At 72.8% G+C, this 15,150-nt stretch carries 12 protein-coding genes and 1 pseudogene; 7 read left to right on the top strand and 6 right to left on the bottom strand.

What is annotated here, in order from left to right; all coding sequences use genetic code 11:
* Positions 1–11 precede the first annotated feature (11 nt).
* Together AB0B39_RS19655 and AB0B39_RS19650 are read left to right on the top strand one after the other, a co-directional pair.
* Positions 12–749 (top strand): phosphatase PAP2 family protein, encoded by a 738-nt coding sequence (locus AB0B39_RS19655; RefSeq protein ID WP_357494982.1) that lies wholly within the window; start codon positions 12–14, stop codon positions 747–749.
* Between the two features lie 9 nt (positions 750–758).
* Positions 759–1,997, top strand: coding sequence for an APC family permease (locus AB0B39_RS19650; protein WP_357574994.1), 1,239 nt, complete (start codon positions 759–761; stop codon positions 1,995–1,997).
* A 108-nt stretch (positions 1,998–2,105) separates the two neighbouring features.
* Here the strand turns inward: AB0B39_RS19650 and AB0B39_RS19645 are convergent.
* Positions 2,106–3,836 (bottom strand): annotated as a pseudogene (locus tag AB0B39_RS19645) (NAD-binding protein); the annotation flags it as partial.
* A 106-nt stretch (positions 3,837–3,942) separates the two neighbouring features.
* Here AB0B39_RS19645 and AB0B39_RS19640 point away from each other — a divergent pair.
* From AB0B39_RS19640 to AB0B39_RS19625, 4 genes are all read left to right on the top strand, one after another.
* Positions 3,943–4,425: an MSMEG_6728 family protein gene (locus AB0B39_RS19640; protein ID WP_357494893.1), complete on the top strand. Its 483-nt coding sequence runs from the start codon at positions 3,943–3,945 to the stop codon at positions 4,423–4,425.
* 30 nt (positions 4,426–4,455) lie between these two features.
* Positions 4,456–6,009: an FAD-dependent oxidoreductase gene (locus AB0B39_RS19635; RefSeq protein ID WP_357574993.1), complete on the top strand. Its 1,554-nt coding sequence runs from the start codon at positions 4,456–4,458 to the stop codon at positions 6,007–6,009.
* Positions 6,010–6,075: 66 nt separating this feature from the next.
* Positions 6,076–7,332 (top strand): hypothetical protein, encoded by a 1,257-nt coding sequence (locus tag AB0B39_RS19630; protein ID WP_357494897.1) that lies wholly within the window; start codon positions 6,076–6,078, stop codon positions 7,330–7,332.
* Between the two features lie 215 nt (positions 7,333–7,547).
* A complete protein-coding gene (locus AB0B39_RS19625) occupies positions 7,548–7,991 on the top strand; it encodes an HNH endonuclease (protein WP_357494899.1) in 444 nt (147 codons plus the stop codon).
* A 67-nt stretch (positions 7,992–8,058) separates the two neighbouring features.
* On the opposite strand, the gene AB0B39_RS19620 is transcribed toward AB0B39_RS19625, so the two are convergent.
* From AB0B39_RS19620 to AB0B39_RS19610, 3 genes are all read right to left on the bottom strand, one after another.
* Positions 8,059–9,579 (bottom strand): serine/threonine-protein kinase, encoded by a 1,521-nt coding sequence (locus AB0B39_RS19620; RefSeq protein WP_357574992.1) that lies wholly within the window; start codon positions 9,577–9,579, stop codon positions 8,059–8,061.
* Positions 9,580–9,949: 370 nt separating this feature from the next.
* On the bottom strand, positions 9,950–10,723 hold the full coding sequence (locus tag AB0B39_RS19615) for an enoyl-CoA hydratase/isomerase family protein (protein ID WP_357575051.1): 774 nt from the start codon (positions 10,721–10,723) through the stop codon (positions 9,950–9,952).
* Between the two features lie 139 nt (positions 10,724–10,862).
* Entirely contained in the window at positions 10,863–13,250 is a 2,388-nt protein-coding gene (locus tag AB0B39_RS19610; protein WP_357494903.1) for a M4 family metallopeptidase, read from the bottom strand.
* 168 nt (positions 13,251–13,418) lie between these two features.
* Here AB0B39_RS19610 and AB0B39_RS19605 point away from each other — a divergent pair, with 168 nt between their 5' ends.
* Positions 13,419–13,979, top strand: coding sequence for a hypothetical protein (locus tag AB0B39_RS19605; protein ID WP_357574991.1), 561 nt, complete (start codon positions 13,419–13,421; stop codon positions 13,977–13,979).
* Positions 13,980–13,987: 8 nt separating this feature from the next.
* Here AB0B39_RS19605 and AB0B39_RS19600 read toward each other — a convergent pair whose 3' ends face one another.
* Both AB0B39_RS19600 and AB0B39_RS19595 read right to left on the bottom strand, forming a co-directional pair.
* On the bottom strand, positions 13,988–14,638 hold the full coding sequence (locus tag AB0B39_RS19600) for a histidine phosphatase family protein (protein ID WP_357574990.1): 651 nt from the start codon (positions 14,636–14,638) through the stop codon (positions 13,988–13,990).
* Positions 14,639–14,704: 66 nt separating this feature from the next.
* Positions 14,705–15,124, bottom strand: coding sequence for a VOC family protein (locus tag AB0B39_RS19595; protein ID WP_030327852.1), 420 nt, complete (start codon positions 15,122–15,124; stop codon positions 14,705–14,707).
* Positions 15,125–15,150 lie beyond the last annotated feature (26 nt).

Below are 15,150 nucleotides of genomic sequence, written 5' to 3'. Positions count from 1 at the left end.
TACGACGTGACCTGCGGCTACGGCCCGTCCGCCCGGCCGGTTGGTGGTTCGACGCCCTGCTGCTGGCCGCCCTGGTCGGGTTGACCGTCGCCCTCGTCGCCCACCAGCTCTTCGGGTTGGACCGGGCCGTCGCCGACTGGGCCGAGGCGCACCGGCCGACGGTCGCGTACTGGGTGGCCCGGGTGTTCAACCTGCTCGGCCAGGGCACCCCGCTGACTCTCATCGCCGCCGGGTTGGGCGTGCTGCTGGCCGTCCGGCTGCGGTCGGTGCGGCCGATCCTGCCGCCGGTGGTCGGCTTCGTGCTGACCTACCTGACGATCGGCCCGCTCAAGGTCTGGACCGCCCGGGCGGCACCGAGCGCCAGCGTCAAGGAGCCGTTCCTGCCGCCCGAGCAGACCCTGCCGCTGTTCCACGACGACCTGCCGGTGCGGTTCGCCCAGTCCTACCCGTCCGGGCACGTCGCCAACGCGATCGTCTGGTACGGCGTCATCGCCCTGCTGCTCGCCCCTCTCGCGCGCAGCTTCGGCCGGCACCTGCCGCCCCGGCTGGTCACCGTGATCCGGGTGGTGCCACCGTTGGTGGTCCTCACCACCACCACCTATCTGGGCTGGCACTGGCTGACCGACTCGGTGGCCGGGCTGCTGCTCGGGCTTCTCCTGGACCGGCTGCTGCACCGGGTGCCCTGGGACGATCTGCCACTGGGCGGCCGGCTACGCCACTGGGACCAGCCGTTCACCTCGTACCCCTAGGGTCGAAGCGTGGATCAACTGGCGCGGCGGCTCGGCGTACACGATGCGGTTGTCATCGGGTTGGGCTCGATGCTCGGCGCGGGCGTCTTCGTGGTGTTCGGTCCGGCCGCGGCGGCGGCCGGCGGCGCCGGCCTGCTGCCCGCGCTGGTGCTCGCCGGCTTCATCGCCTTCTGCAACGCGACCAGCTCGGCCCGGTTGGCGGCCCGCTACCCGGAATCCGGTGGCACCTACGTCTACGGCCGGGAACGGCTCGGACCGTTGGCCGGCTTCGTGGCCGGCTGGGGTTTCGTGGTCGGCAAGACGGCGAGCTGCGCGGCGATGGCGTTGACCATCGGGGCGTACCTGTGGCCGGGGCAGGCGCGGTTGGTCGCGGTCGGCGCGGTGGTCGCGGTGACGGCGGTGAACCTGCGCGGCATCGGCAAGACCGCCACCGCCACGAAGGCCCTCGTCGGCGTGGTGCTCGTGGTGCTGACGTTTGTCGCGGTCGTCGGCGTGGTGGGTGGGCCGGTGCATCTGGATCGGCTCGGCGACCCCGGTGGCTCCGGCCGGGGTGTGCTCACCGCCGCCGGGCTGCTGTTCTTCGCCTTCGCGGGCTACGCACGGATCGCCACGCTCGGCGAGGAGGTCCGCGACCCGCAGCGGACCATCCCCCGCGCGGTGCCGCTGGCACTCGGCGCGGTGCTCGCGATCTACCTGGTGCTGGCCGTGGTGACGCTCGGCGTGCTCGGCGCCGACCGGCTGGCCGGTTCGGCTGCGCCCCTGGTCGACGTGGTGACCGCCGCCGGCCTGCCCGGTCTGGCCTGGGTGGTCCGCGCCGGGGCCACGATCGCCGTCGTCGGGGTGCTGCTGTCCCTCGTCGCCGGGGTCGGCCGGACGACCCTCGCGATGGCCCGCCGCCGCGACCTTCCCGGCGCGCTGGCCGCCGTGCACCAGGTGCACCAGGTGCCGCACCGCGCCGAGCTGGCCGTCGCCGCCGTGGTGATCGTGGTGGTGCTGCTCGGCGACGTACGGCAGGCGATCGGCTTCTCCAGCTGCACGGTGCTCGTCTACTACGCGATCACCAACGCGGCGGCGCTCACGCTCGGCCGGGATCGGGAGCGGAGACTACCGGTGCAGGTGCTCGCCGGCCTGGGGCTTGTCGGTTGCCTGCTGCTGGCGGTCAGCCTGCCGCTCAGCAGCGTCCTCGCCGGGTTCGGGGTGCTCGTCGCGGGCGTCGTCGGGTACGGCCTGCGGCAGCGGAGTCGCTGAGAGGTCCGCCGGGCGCGGCACCGTCGACGGGATCGATTCGCCGCCGGGCGCGGACCCGGTCGGCCGGGGAATTGGACCGGTACGGGCGGGCGGGGCGCACTGGGTGGTCAGCCAGTCCAGGCCACGCCGGCGGGCGACCACGGTGAGCCGGTCACCGGCGAAGATCACCTGTCGCGGGTCGAGGTCCCTCCACCAGATCGTCTTCGCCCCACCGGCGGCCGTCCGGGCGATCAGGCGGACCTGTCCGTTCCGGGAGACCGCCTCCAGCGGTGCGCCGTCCAGCTCCGAGCCCGCGGCGACCGGCACCTCGGCGACCGGCAGCGCATGCCTGTCGACCGGGATCGTCGTGATCACCGCGCGTTCGGTGAGCGCGCCGATGAAGGCCGGGGCCGCCAGGTAGGAGACCGATCGGGACACCCCGAGAGCGAAGGTCTCCTCCACCCGTTCGGCGAAGTCACCGTCGAAGAGCCGCAGCACCACCCGCAGGTCGTCGCGGAGATCGCGCGCGGCCAGGGCCGCCTCCAGGTTGGCGACGTCGTCGGTGGACGCCACCACCAACGCCTGGCAGTCGGCCACCGACGCGGCGGCCAGTGTCTCAGGCAGCGCGGCGTCGCCGACGATCAGCGGCACCTCCAGCTGGCGGGCCAGCGCCCCGCCGCGCGGCTCCGGATCCTTGTCGATCGCCACCACCTCGACGTCGTACTCGCGGAGCTGTGCCATCACCCGCGTGCCGACGTTGCCCAGACCGATCACCACCACGTGCCCGGCGCGAGCCGGTTGCAGCCGGCCGGTGTGCAGGGCCAGCCGGGCGTTGACGATGCCGTCCACGACGACCGCGGTGATCAGCGGGATCAGCGCCAACCCGGCCAGGTTGAGCACCACCTGCATGATCTGCGCGTCGGCCGCCTTGTCGGTGTCCGGGTCGGCGCCGCTGAGCGTGGTGACCAACGTCAGGTAGAGCGCCTCCAGCGGTGAGACGTCCTCGGCGCGGGAGATCAGCGCTCCCAGGACCGCGATGACCGCGAGCACCAGCATCACCGCGATGCCGATCTTGCGCGTGGCGAAGCCGCGTACGGCCCTCATCAGCACCGCGATCGGGCGGCGCCGCCGCCGCGCCCGGACCAGCCGCCGGGCGGCGACCTCGGTGCCCGGCGGCTGCCCGGTCACCTCCGCGAGCACCAGGTCGGCGGGGACCCACTCGTCCGGCAGCAACTCCACGCCCTGCTGCTCGGTGAGGTGGGCCAGCGCGCAGACCACGTCCTGCTCCCGCACGTCGGCACGCCGCGCCACCCGCAACGTCTTGTCCCGATGCTGGAAGGAGCTGGGGTCGACCTCGCCGAGCGCGGCGGCCACGAACGCCGGCGCGGCCATCTCGGCGTCGGAGAGCACCTCGACGGGCGCCTTGAGCAGCTTGCGTACGCCGTCGGCGAGGGTGCCGTTGAACATCCGCAGCACCTGGCGCACCCGCTGGTCGACGGCCTGGGCGCAGAGCGCGGCGTGCAGGTTGCCGACGTCGTCCTGGTGCAGCAGGGCCAGACCGGTCGCCCCGGCCAGCCCGGCGGCCTCGAAGGTCGCCACGTCCAGGCGCTCCGAGCGGACCACGCGGACCCCGCGCAGCCCGGCCACGTCCGGCCCGTTGCGGCGGTAGCGCTCCGGCAGCACGACCGTCACCCGGACGCCGCCGGCCGGGAGGTCGGATTCGACCATCGCGCGGGCCACGTAGTAGGCGAGAGCGTCCTGACCGCAGATCACGTAGTGCGGACGCGGGTCACCGGCGGCGCGTAGCCGCCAGTTCCACTCGACCGCCCGTCGCGCCCGGTCCCGCCACGGCTCCGCCATGCCCGGATCGTAACCAGCACGACCACACTGGGCGACCCCGCCCGGATCATCCCGGCCACGCACGGAGACCAGGCATGTCGACAGGGGCGGCGGGTAGAGCAGCGGGATGCAGACCTTCCTGCCGTACCCGGATTTTCTGGCCAGCGCCCGCGCGCTGGACCAGAAGCGGCTGGGCAAGCAGCGGGTGGAGGCCATCCAGGTGCTGCGCGGGCTCACCTGGCCGGGGTACGGGTGGCGCAACCATCCGGCGGTGAAGATGTGGGCCGGGTACGAGGAGGCGCTCACCCGCTACGGGCTGGACATGTGTGCCGTCTGGACCGAGCCGGGACGCGCCGACACCTGCGCCACCACGCTGACCGTCGACCTCGCCGCCGCCTGCGGGGCCGGCGTCGTCCGCACGCAGGACGAGTTGGCCCGCGCCGGTGACCTGCCGCCCTGGCTGGGCCGCGACGACCTGCACCTGAGCCACCGCTCGTCGCTGCTGCGCAAGGACCCGACGCACTACCGCCCGATCTTCGGCGCCGACACCCCCGACGACCTGGAGTACGTCTGGCCCGCGTCCGACCGCGAGCGCCGCTGCCTGCCGTAGGGGAGACTGGGCCCGAAGAGGGAGGTGCGCGTGGCGCTGTCGCGTGTGGTGGGTCGGCTCATCGGCGTACGTCAGCACCAGGTGGACCCGGGTGGAGGTGGCGCCGACCGCGTGCCGCGACCGGTCGCGGCGGTGGTTGTCGGCGGCGGGATCGCCGGCATGTCGGCGGCGGTCGTGCTCGCCGAGCGGGGTGTTGCGGTGACGGTGCTGGAGGCGGCGCCCACGCTTGGCGGGCGGCTCGGCGCGTGGCCCGAAGCGCTCGGCGACGGCGAGCAGCAGAACGAGCACGGGTTCCACGCGTTCTTCCGGCAGTACTACAACTGGCGCTCGATCCTCCGTCGGGTCGATCCCGACCTGGGTTTCCTCAAGCCGATTCCGGGTTACCCGATCCTCAGTGCACAGTGGCCGACCGAGGAGTTCGGCAGGCTGCCGCCCGCGCCGCCGGCGAACCTGCTGGCGCTGCTGCTGCGCAGTCCCAGTCTGCGCCTGGCCGACCTGCGGTCGATGGACCGGGACGCGGCGTTGCCGCTGCTCACCTACGACCCGGTCCGCACCTACGCGGAGTTGGACGACACCACCGCCGACGAGCTGCTGGCCTCGCTACGGCTGCCGGACCGGGCGCGGGCGATGCTGTTCGAGGTCTTCTCGCACTCGTTCTTCAACCACGAGGCGGAGATGTCGGCGGCGGAGATGGTAGCCCAGTTCCACTTCTACCTGCTCGGCAATCCGGAGGGGCTGGCCTTCGACTGCCCCGACGAGGACTACGCGACGGCGATCTGGCAGCCGCTGACGAGGCACGTGGAGAAGCACGGCGGTCGGGTGGTCACCGGCTCCGGCGCCACGGGGGTGCACCGTGACGGCGAGGGTTGGCGGGTGACGACCACCGACGGTGGCAGCCACCCGGCGGCCCACGTGGTGCTCGCGGTGGATCCGCCGGCGCTGGCCGCGCTGGTGGCGGCCTCCCCCGACCTGGTCGGGCGGGCACCGGAGCTGGCGGCGCGGATGCCCCGCTTCGGCACGCCCGGCCCGCCGTACGCGGTGGCGCGGTACTGGTGCGACGGGGACGTGTCGGCCGACCGCGCCGTGTTCAGCGGGGTGTCGCGCCAGCCCACACTGGACTCGGTGACGCTCTACCACCGGCTGGAGAACGAGTCGCGCCGTTGGGCGCGGCAGACCGGCGGTTCGATAATCGAGCTGCACGCGTACGCCTGTGAGCCCGGTGTGCCGGCCGAGGAGCTGGCCGAGCGGATGCGCCGCGAGCTGGTGGCGCTCTGGCCGGAGGCGGCTGACCTGCGGGTCCGGGAGCTGCGTGCCCGGGTGGAGGCGCAGGCGCCGGCGTTCACGCCGGGCAGCCACGCCTGGCGGCCCGGGGTGCGCACCGAGGCGTCCGGCGTCTATCTGGCCGGTGACGGCATCGCCACGGACTTCCCGAGCGCCCTGATGGAGCGGTCCGCAGCCACCGGGATCATCGCGGCGAACCACATCCTGCGCGCGGAGGGCGCCGCGGCCGAGCCGGTGCGCTCGATCCGGCCCCGGGGCCTGCTGGCCGGGCGGAGCACCCCAAACCGACAAAAACCAACATAAGCGACGCTACGCTGCCGTACGCTCGAATGATCATCCGTCGATCGGCCGGGCGGGAGGGCAGCAGCGATGTCACCACTGCACCGCGCCGGCCCGGCGGACGTCCGGCCGGCCGACGAGACCATCCGGGACGACGCGTACCCGATGCTCCGCGACGAGCGCGCCTGCGTCGTCATCGCGCTGCGGCTGGGCTGGTGGATGGCCGACGCGTACCACCACGGGCAGCACGCCGAACCCGGCCCGACCGTCCCGGCCCACCCACCGGCCAAGCTCTCCAACCTGACCGAGATGTCACTCCCGCGCCGGATGCGGATGTACCTCGACGGCGTGGACGTCGCGCTGGCCCAGATCTCGGCGCTCACCCGGCACACCGGACCGCTGCCGGACACGTCCGCAGCCCGGACCCGGCTGCCCGACCTGGACCGGCTGCCCGAGGCGGAACAGTCGGACACCGCCGACACCGAACCGCTGCTGCTCGCCCTCGACGACCTCAACGTGGACGTGCTGCGCTGGGCGATGGCCACCAACCTCCGCGTCGGGCTCGCCTACCGGCTGGGCCGGTCCCTGGCCGACACGGTCCGGCCCGGCGACGCCGCCCAACTGCTGCGCCGCTTCGACGGCCGGCAGATCCAGATCAGCCGGTGGCTGGACGAGTTGGCCAGCGTGCTGCCGCCGTACTCCGCCGCTGTGGTGCGCCGCTCGCTGGCTGCCTGGGCGGTCGCCGTGGAACGGGCCGGCCGGGGCGATCCGGCCGAACCCGAGCCGGCCGAGCTGAGCCGCGAACTACGCAACCAGGGTGACCTCTGGCGCGGCGTACTCACCGGCGGCCTGCACCCGCGCGACCTGCTCGACGAGGAGGACTACGCGGTGGTCGCCCGGAACCTGATCATCCGGGACCGGCGACTGGTGGCCCAGGCCGCCCGGGGCATCTTCTGGCCGGTGCTGGTGCCCCTGCTGGTGGTGCTCTTCGCGGTGGTCGGGGTGAGCGCCGCCGCCGCGGCCGGTTCGCCGACCACGCGGGCCACCGTCGCTCTGCTCGGGCTGGGCGCCGGGCTGGCCGCCATCTGGCGTTCCGTCTCCGGTCCCGCGCTGGCTGTCGCGGGGGAGGTCAACCGGCCGCTGCTGGACAGCGAACTCACCGCGCGGATGGCCCTGCGGCTGGACCGGCCCCTGGCCAACGCCCGTCGCGCGGCAGGGGTCGCTCCCCCGACCCGGCGCGCTCCACGGACCCGGCGCGCTCCACGGACCCGACGTCAGCGTCGTCCCGCGGAGCCGGGCGGCCCATCGAAATACGTTGCCCCGCTCTCGGGTGCCGACCTACCGTGATCGCGCAAGGTCAACCACCGCCGCGGGAGCCGATCATGACGATGTCGCACGTCACCACCGTGCTGTCGTCGACGCTGCCCGGCGACGGTTGGCGAGCGGAAGGCCCCCGGACGGGCCGGCCCGACTGACGCGTTCCCGTACGCGCCGAGCCGCCCCGTCCGAACGCCGGACCGGGCGGCTCTTCGCTGTCCGTCACCAGCTGAAAGGAGTCCCCGGTGGACGCCGTCCTCGTCATCAACGCCGACCTCGGCCCGTTGCACCGGGTCACCGTTCAGCACGCCGTCCGGATGCTCTGCCGCCGGGTGGCCGAGATCCACGAGGCGGAGCCGGACCAGGTGATCGGCGTCTTCCCGCTGCCCCGGGTGGTGCGACTGGTCCGCTACGTGGTCACCCGGTGGCGGTTCAACTCCGGGCCGGCCTGGTCCCGGGCCGGGGTGCTCCGCCGCGACGAGCGCTGCTGCGCGTACTGCGGCGGGATCGCGTCGACCATCGACCACATCCTGCCGCGCTCACGGGGCGGCCGGAACACCTGGCGAAACACCACCGCCGCCTGCTACGGCTGCAATCAGCGCAAGGGCGACCGCACCCCGGCGGAGGCGGGCATGCCGCTGCGCCGGGAGCCGGTGAACCCCGGCTGGGCGTCGCTGGCGGGGCGGTGACCGACCGGCCGGCGGGAACGGGGGGCCGCGTCGGGGTACGCCCCGGCGCGGCACCCGCCGGCCCCGGTCAGAGAGCCCGTTCCTTGACCTTCGGCACCGGACGGCCGCTCGCGCAGTGCGCACGGATCTCGCTGCTGTGCTCGGTCGAGGTCAGCTCGATTTGGACCTGCTTCGCCGGACCCGGGTCGTAGGGCTCCGCTCGAAAGCCCGACGCGGGCGTCACCGTGACAAGTTCGGCAGATCCCCCGAGGCAGCGGACGGTGACCGTCCCGCCCTGAGCCTGCACCGGGACCAGCACGGGGTCGGTGGGCGTCGGCGTCGGCGTGGGCGTGGGCGTCGGTGTGGGCGGGGTCGGCGCCGGCGTGGACGGTCCGTCCGAACCCGTCGCTGAGCTGGCCCGGGGGACGGCCGGGGTCTTCCGGGCCGACGGGCCGGCGGACGGACGGGTCTCGGACGGTTCGGGCTGTTCGACTGTCTGCGGCAGCCCCACAGTGGTGGTGCCACCCGAGCCGATGCCGGTTCGTGGCACGGTGCCGTCGTGCTGCCGGGTGGCGTAGTCGCCCAGCGAGCCGGCCACCGCCACCGCGGCGATCACCGCGCTGCTGACCGCCAGCACCACCCGGTGCCGACGCCAGAACTGTCGCCGGGAAGCACGGGTCGGGTCGGGGATGACCCCGGCGGGGGGCTCGGGCACGTCGTCGACCGGCGCACCCCCGGTGGCCGCCGAACCGACCCCGGACGCTCCGCCCGGGGCTGGGGCCACATCCGCGGTCGCCGGCCCGGCGGCAGCTCCGAGCAGGATGCGGGCCGCATCGGCGGCCGAGGGCCGGTCGGCGGGATCGCGGGCCAGGCACCAGCGGTAGAGCCGATGGATCTCGGCGGGCACTCCGTCGATCTCGGGCAACGGGTCCGGCTCGACGTGGACGTGGGCGCGGAGCATCGCGGTCTGCGCCTCGGGAGCCCAGGGCAGCCGACCGGTGAGCGTCCGGTGCAGGAGCAGGCCGAGGGCGTACACGTCGCAGGCCGGCAGGACCTCGCCGGCCGCCAGCCGCTCCGGGGCGAGGTAGGCGGGCGTACCGAGCAGCCGACCATCGAAGTCGATCTCGGGGTCGCCGACGGCCGCCGCGATACCGAAGTCGAGCACCTTCGCGCCGGTGGGGGTGAGCATCACGTTGCTCGGTTTCACGTCGCGGTGCACCAGCTCCTGGGCGTGCGCGGCCTCAAGGGCCGAGGCCACCTCCGCGCAGACCCGCAGCGCGGCGCGGGGTGGCAGCGGACCGGCGGCCAACCGTTGTTCGAGGGTGACGCCGTTGAGCAGTTCCAGCACCACGAACGGCACCTGGACGCCGTCCACGACCGACTCACCGAAGTCGTAGACGCTTGTGACGTACGGGTGTGACAACCGGGCTGCCGCCTTGGCCTCGGCCCGGATCCGCTGTCGGGCGTTGACGTCCGAGCCGACGAGCACCTTCACCGCCACGTCCCGTTCGAGCACCTCGTCGTACGCCCGATGGACCGCGGACATGCCGCCGCTGCCGAGGCGCTCCAGGAGCCGGTAGCGGCCCGCAAGCAACCGATCACGCTGCACGACCGACAGCCTGCCGTACCGCACCGGCCCGGCACCACCCGGGATCGAGGTTTCGCAATGAATGGAACTCCGGCCGAGGCATGGCCGACCCGGCGCGCGGGGTCCGCGGATACCTATGCACGCCCTTTGCTCTGCTTCAGCGGAGGCGACACTCACGGCCCGCGAGTGTCGCCTCCGCTGAAGCAGAGCAAAGGGAAGAAAGGGAGGGTGCTACCGGGCCGAGCCGGCACCGGGATCCAGCGCGGCGGGCGGGCCTACCGCAGCGATGCCTCGGCCGACGGCGGCGACGGCGGCGACGACGACGACGACGGCGACGGCGACGACGACGACGGCGACGGCGACGGCGGCGGCGGCGCTCAGGCGACCAGTCTCAACGCTGTGTCGGCGCGCGCCAGGCGAAGCGGGGCGTCCTGCGCTCGGCGATGGCCGCGACGCCTTCGCGGGCCTCGCCGCTGTCCGCCACCTTCCGGTGCCACCAGGCGATCCGCGCCGGTCCGGCCCGGTCGTCGACGATCTCCTTGGCGGCGGCGACGCTCAGCGGCGATCGCTGGGCGATCGTGGCGGTGAGGTCGTCCACCCGGGCGGCGAGCCGGTCGCCCGGCAGCACCTCGTCGACGAGGCCGATCCGCAGGGCACGGTCGGCGTCGATCAGCTCGGCGGTGAACAGCAGGTGCTTCGCCGCCGACGGGCCGACCAGCCGGGCCAGCCGCCGCGTCGTCGGTGCCGGGTAGACCAGCCCGAGCCGGGCCGGCGGTACGCCGAAGCGAGCGTCATCCGAGGCGATCCGCAGGTCACAGGCGACCGCGAGCTGAGCGCCACCCCCGACGCAGGCGCCCCGGATCGCCGCGATGGTCGGCTTGGCGAAGCCGGCCAGCCGCTCCTCGGCGGCCACCGCGATGCTGGTGTCACCGGCGTCCAGCAGCTCGGCCAGGTCACCGAGGTCGGCGCCGGCGCAGAAGGCGTCGCCCGCGCCGGTGAGCACCAGGGCCCGTACGTCGGGGTCGGGCTCCAGCCGGTCGAGCAGTTCGGGGAGCTGCCGCCACATGGCGGCCGTCATCGCGTTGCGACGGGCCGGGTTGTGGATCACCACGGTCGCCACCGGCCCGGTCACCGCGACGGTCAGTTCCGCGTCCGACACGTTCACCCCGAATTCCACGCTGAAGCGAATCTTGGACAGTTTCCGTCATGAGCTCACGACAACTGTCCAAGATTGCCAGAAACACGACGGCGCGGACCCGGCGGCCACCGTTGGGGATGGCCGCCGGGCCCGCGTGCCGGTCAGGTCAGGACACGTTGAGAGCGGTGTCGTCGACCACGAAGGACGTCTGCAACGAGGAGTCCTCGACGCCGGTGAACTTCAGGTTGACGGTCTGGCCGGCGTACGCGGCCAGGGAGAAGGACTTCTGGCTGTAGCCGGTGGCCTTGTTCAGGTTGGAGTAGGTCGCCAGCGTGGCCAGCACCGTCCCGCCCGAGTTGAGCACCTGCACGCGCAGCGTGTCGTACGCCGTGCTCGTGGTGGTCTCGGCCGAGTCGATGTGCAGCCAGAAACTGACCGTGTACGACGAGCAGCCGGCCGGGAGGGCCACCGACTGGGCGAGCGTGTCGGTGTGGCTGGTGCCGTACCCGTTCAGCCATGCCTTGTACGACCCGCCGTGGGCCGCCTGGCTGCTGGAGTTGGTGATCACGCCGGAGCTGGTCGTCCAGCCGGTCGAACCGGACTCGAAGCCCGGGTTGGCCAGCTTCTGGCCCGCCGAGGTGCAGCCGCCCCCGGTGCCGTTCACGGTCAGCGTGTAGGTGGCGCTGCGGGTGACCGCTCCCACGCCGTTGACGGTGACCGAGTAGGTGCCGGGGGGCGTGCTCGCCGAGGTGCTGATGGTGAGGGTGGACGAGCCGCCCGAGGTCACCGAGGCGGGGCTGAACGCGGCGCTCGCCCCGCTGGGCAGGCCGGACGCGGAGAACGTCACGGTCTGCGCCGTACCGCTTGTGGTGGCGGTCGACACGGTGGTGGAGGCCGCGCTGCCCGGGTTCACCGAGCCGGCGGTCGGCGACAGCGACACGGAGAAGTCGTTGCCGGTCGAGCAGTTCGAGTCGCTGCCGGCCACGTTCACGGCCGTCCAGGCGGCCTGCACGGCCTTGTACTCGGTGGAGCAGCTGCCGTACAGGTCGGTCGCGGCCCGCAGGCTGTAGGCGCGGGCGGTGTTCGCCGGGTTGCTGGTGTTGACGTACGACGTGTTGGAGGTGAAGTAGACGTCCAGAGCCCGGTACCAGATCTTCTCCGCCTTGGCGCGGCCGATGCCGGTGACCGCCGGAGCGGAACCGCAGACCGGCGAGGTGCCGTACGAGGTGGCGCCGGTGCCCTCGGCGAGGTTGAAGAAGAAGTGGTTGCCGACGCCGGAGGAGTAGTGCACGTCCTTGCTCTTGGTGCTGGTGGACCAGCAACTGTCGGACGAGCCGTCCAGCGACGGGTTGTACATGTAGCGCAGCGGGGTGCCGTTGCCGTTGATGTTGATCTTCTCGCCGACCTGGTAGTCGCCCGGGTCGCTCGGCGCGGCGGCGTAGAACTCCATCATGTTGCCGAAGATGTCACTGGTGGACTCGTTGAGGCCACCGGCCTCACCGGAGTAGACCAGGCCAGCGAGCGCCTCGGTGACGCCGTGGCTCATCTCGTGCCCGGCCACGTCCAGCGAGACCAGCGGTCGGGCGTTGCTGGAGCCGTCACCGTAGGTCATCTGGGCGCCGTCCCAGAACGCGTTGACGTAGTTGTTGCCGTAGTGCACGCGGCTGGGCACACCGCTGCCGTTGCCGAAGATGCCGTTGCGGCCGTGCACGTTCTTGAAGTAGTCGAAGGTCTTCGCGGCACCGAAGTGCGCGTCCACGGCGGCCGACTGCCGGTTGGAGTTGGCGCCGGTGCCCCACGCGTTGTCGGCGTCGGTGAAGGTGGTGCAGGTGGAGGTGCCGTTGTTCATGTCGCAGGTGCGGCCGTTGCCGCGCACCGGGTCGATCATCTGGTACGTGCTGCCGGAGAGCGTCGTGTCGATGCTCACCGAGCCGGTGTAGATGCCCTGGCCGCTGCCGGTGACCGACTCGATCTCGTCGAACGAGCCGACGGTCGCGCCGGAGGTGGCGTCGGTGATCACGTGCAGCCGCGACGGCGTCTGCCCGTCCGGCTGCCAGCCGCTGACCACCGTCTCCCAGGCCAGCCGGCCCTTGCCGGAGCTGGCGTCGACGAACAGTTCCGGAGCGCCCACGGCCTCGGCCTTGCCGTTGAACCCGGCGCGGGCCGCCTTCTTCGCCGCGTCCGCGGTGATCCGGGCCGTGGTGGGGACGGTCAGTGGCGCGGCAAGTGCAACCGAACTGCCGGCGTAGGTGCCGTTCGGCGCGGTGTGGATGACGAAGTCACCGCCGTACACCCGAAGCCCCTGGTAGGTGCGGGTGTAGCGGGTGTGCGCCGCACCGGAGGCGTCCACCCGGGTGCTGCGCACCTGGTAGGACTCGGCGCTCGAACCCTGGACGGCGCCGGGGTTCGTCCGCAGGACGGTCGCCGCTCGGGCCGCGGCGGAGGCGTCCGGCGCGGGAGCGGTGGGTGGGGCGGCGTGCGCCGCGGTGGCGACGCAGGTCAGCAGGCCGCTGGTGAGCAGCGCTGCGCTGACGGCCGCGAGGGGTCGTTTCACGTGCCCTCCTGAAAGGAGAAAGGGTGTGACGGGGGTAGTCACGCATGTAGATATAGCGATGTGTTGAGGAAAAGAGAAGCCTTGGACCGCTCCCAGACATTGAGACTGGCCGAACGGATGAGGGCCTTGACAAGGGAACCAACGCCGGCAATGACACGTCCGACGGACATGAGACCCGCCTCGACGACCGGCGTCACGATCGCGCTCCTGGCCGCCCTCCTGGCCGGCTGCACCGGCACCGACCGGGCTGCCGCCCCCACCGACCTGCCCTCGGGCAGCGGCGCGACCGCAGGCCCGGACCTCACGAACATCCCCGCACCGAGCGGCCCAGTCCCGAGCGGCCCCGGGCAGAGCGGCCCCGGGAAGAGCGGCCCGAAAGCCGACGACCGGGCGCGCGTCGCGCTGTTCCGCTCCGGCGGGTTCGCCGGGCGCGGCGACAACATCACCGTCGAGCCGGACGGGCGGTGGACCGTGGTTGACCGGGCCGGCAGCCGTCGTACCGGAAAGCTCGACGCCGCCGACCTCGGCCGGCTACGCGGCCTGGCGGCCGACCCCCGACTGACCACCGAGGCCCGCCGCACGGCCACCGCGTCGAGCTGCGCGGACGCGTTCACCTACCGCCTGAGGATCGGCGCCGTCGAGACCGGGTACGTCGACTGCCCCGCCGATCCCGCGCCGCCGCCGGCGACCCGTGCGCTCGTCGAGCTGCTGCTGCGGGTCACCGGCTGACCGGCGGCTCAGACCAGGTAGTCCGGGGGAAGACCGGTGCCGCGCAGTTCCGCCGGCAGGTGCGCCACGTCGTTGACGGCGATCAGGTTCGGCGGCCCCGCCACGCCGTACCGGATGACTGTCAACCCCGCGTTGTGGTGGTTCAAACCCAGCCACCGCCGCTCCGGCGCGTCGAGGGCATGCCGGACCAGCCAGGCGATCAGGAAGGTGTGCGTCACCACCAGTTCACGAACCGGCTCGCCGTCGGCTGCACCCTCGTCGGCAACCGCCGGGCCGGTGAAGCGCCGCACCGCCGCCGCCGTCACCCGCGGCCCGTCGGCCCGCTCGGCCGTCGAGAACCCGGCCAGGAAATTGGCGTACGCCAACGGCAGCCCGGCCGGGTCCGTGTCGTGCGGAAGGTGGTCGCCGGCCAGCTCCGTGGCGTACACCGGAACGCCTGGCAGTGCCGCGGCGACCACCTCGGCGGTCTGCGCGGCCCTGCGCAACGGCCCGTGGTGTACGGCGGCGAACGGTCGGCCCCGCAGCCGCTCACCGAGCAGCGTGGCCTGCCGCCGGCCGCGCTCGGACAGGCCGGAATCCGGCTCGATCGAGTCCGTGTCGGCATGCCCGGTGAGGTCCTGTTCGGCGTGCCGGGCCAGGTACAGCAACCGCGTTCGCATGCCGTACACCCAAACACACCCGAGGGCGCGGGACCGGCCCGCGCCCTCGGGTTTTCGATCTTGACGTTACGCCCGGGGGAACATCTGGCCGATACGGATCTTGTTGCCGAACGGGTCCCGGATGCCGAAGTCGATCCCGTACGGGCGCTCGGTCGGCTCGTCGGTGATCTCGACGCCCTTCGCCACGAGATCCTCGTGGGTCTTGCGGGCGTCGTCGGTGGTCATGAAGAGGTACCCACCCAGGGCGCCCTTGGTGAGCAGCTCCCGCACCTGCTCGGCAGTCGCCGGGTCGAGCGCCGGCGGGCCCGGCTTCTCCAGCAGGATCTCGCGCTCCGGGTCACCGGGCAGGTTCACCGTCAACCAGCGCATGAAGCCGAGATCCTGATCGGTGTTGACCTCCATACCGAGCTTGTTGACATAAAAGTCCAGCGCCGCGTCCTGGTCGAGGACGTAGATCTGGGAGCGGCTGATCGCGTTCATCGTCATGCCATGACCGTAGAGGGTGGCCCTGA

This window comes from Micromonospora sp. NPDC049114, from assembly GCF_040648635.1.
In the GTDB taxonomy this organism is placed as follows: Bacteria; Actinomycetota; Actinomycetes; order Mycobacteriales; family Micromonosporaceae; genus Micromonospora.
Note: the sequence above shows the minus strand (reverse complement) of the source record. Positions and strands in the feature narration are given on the sequence as shown.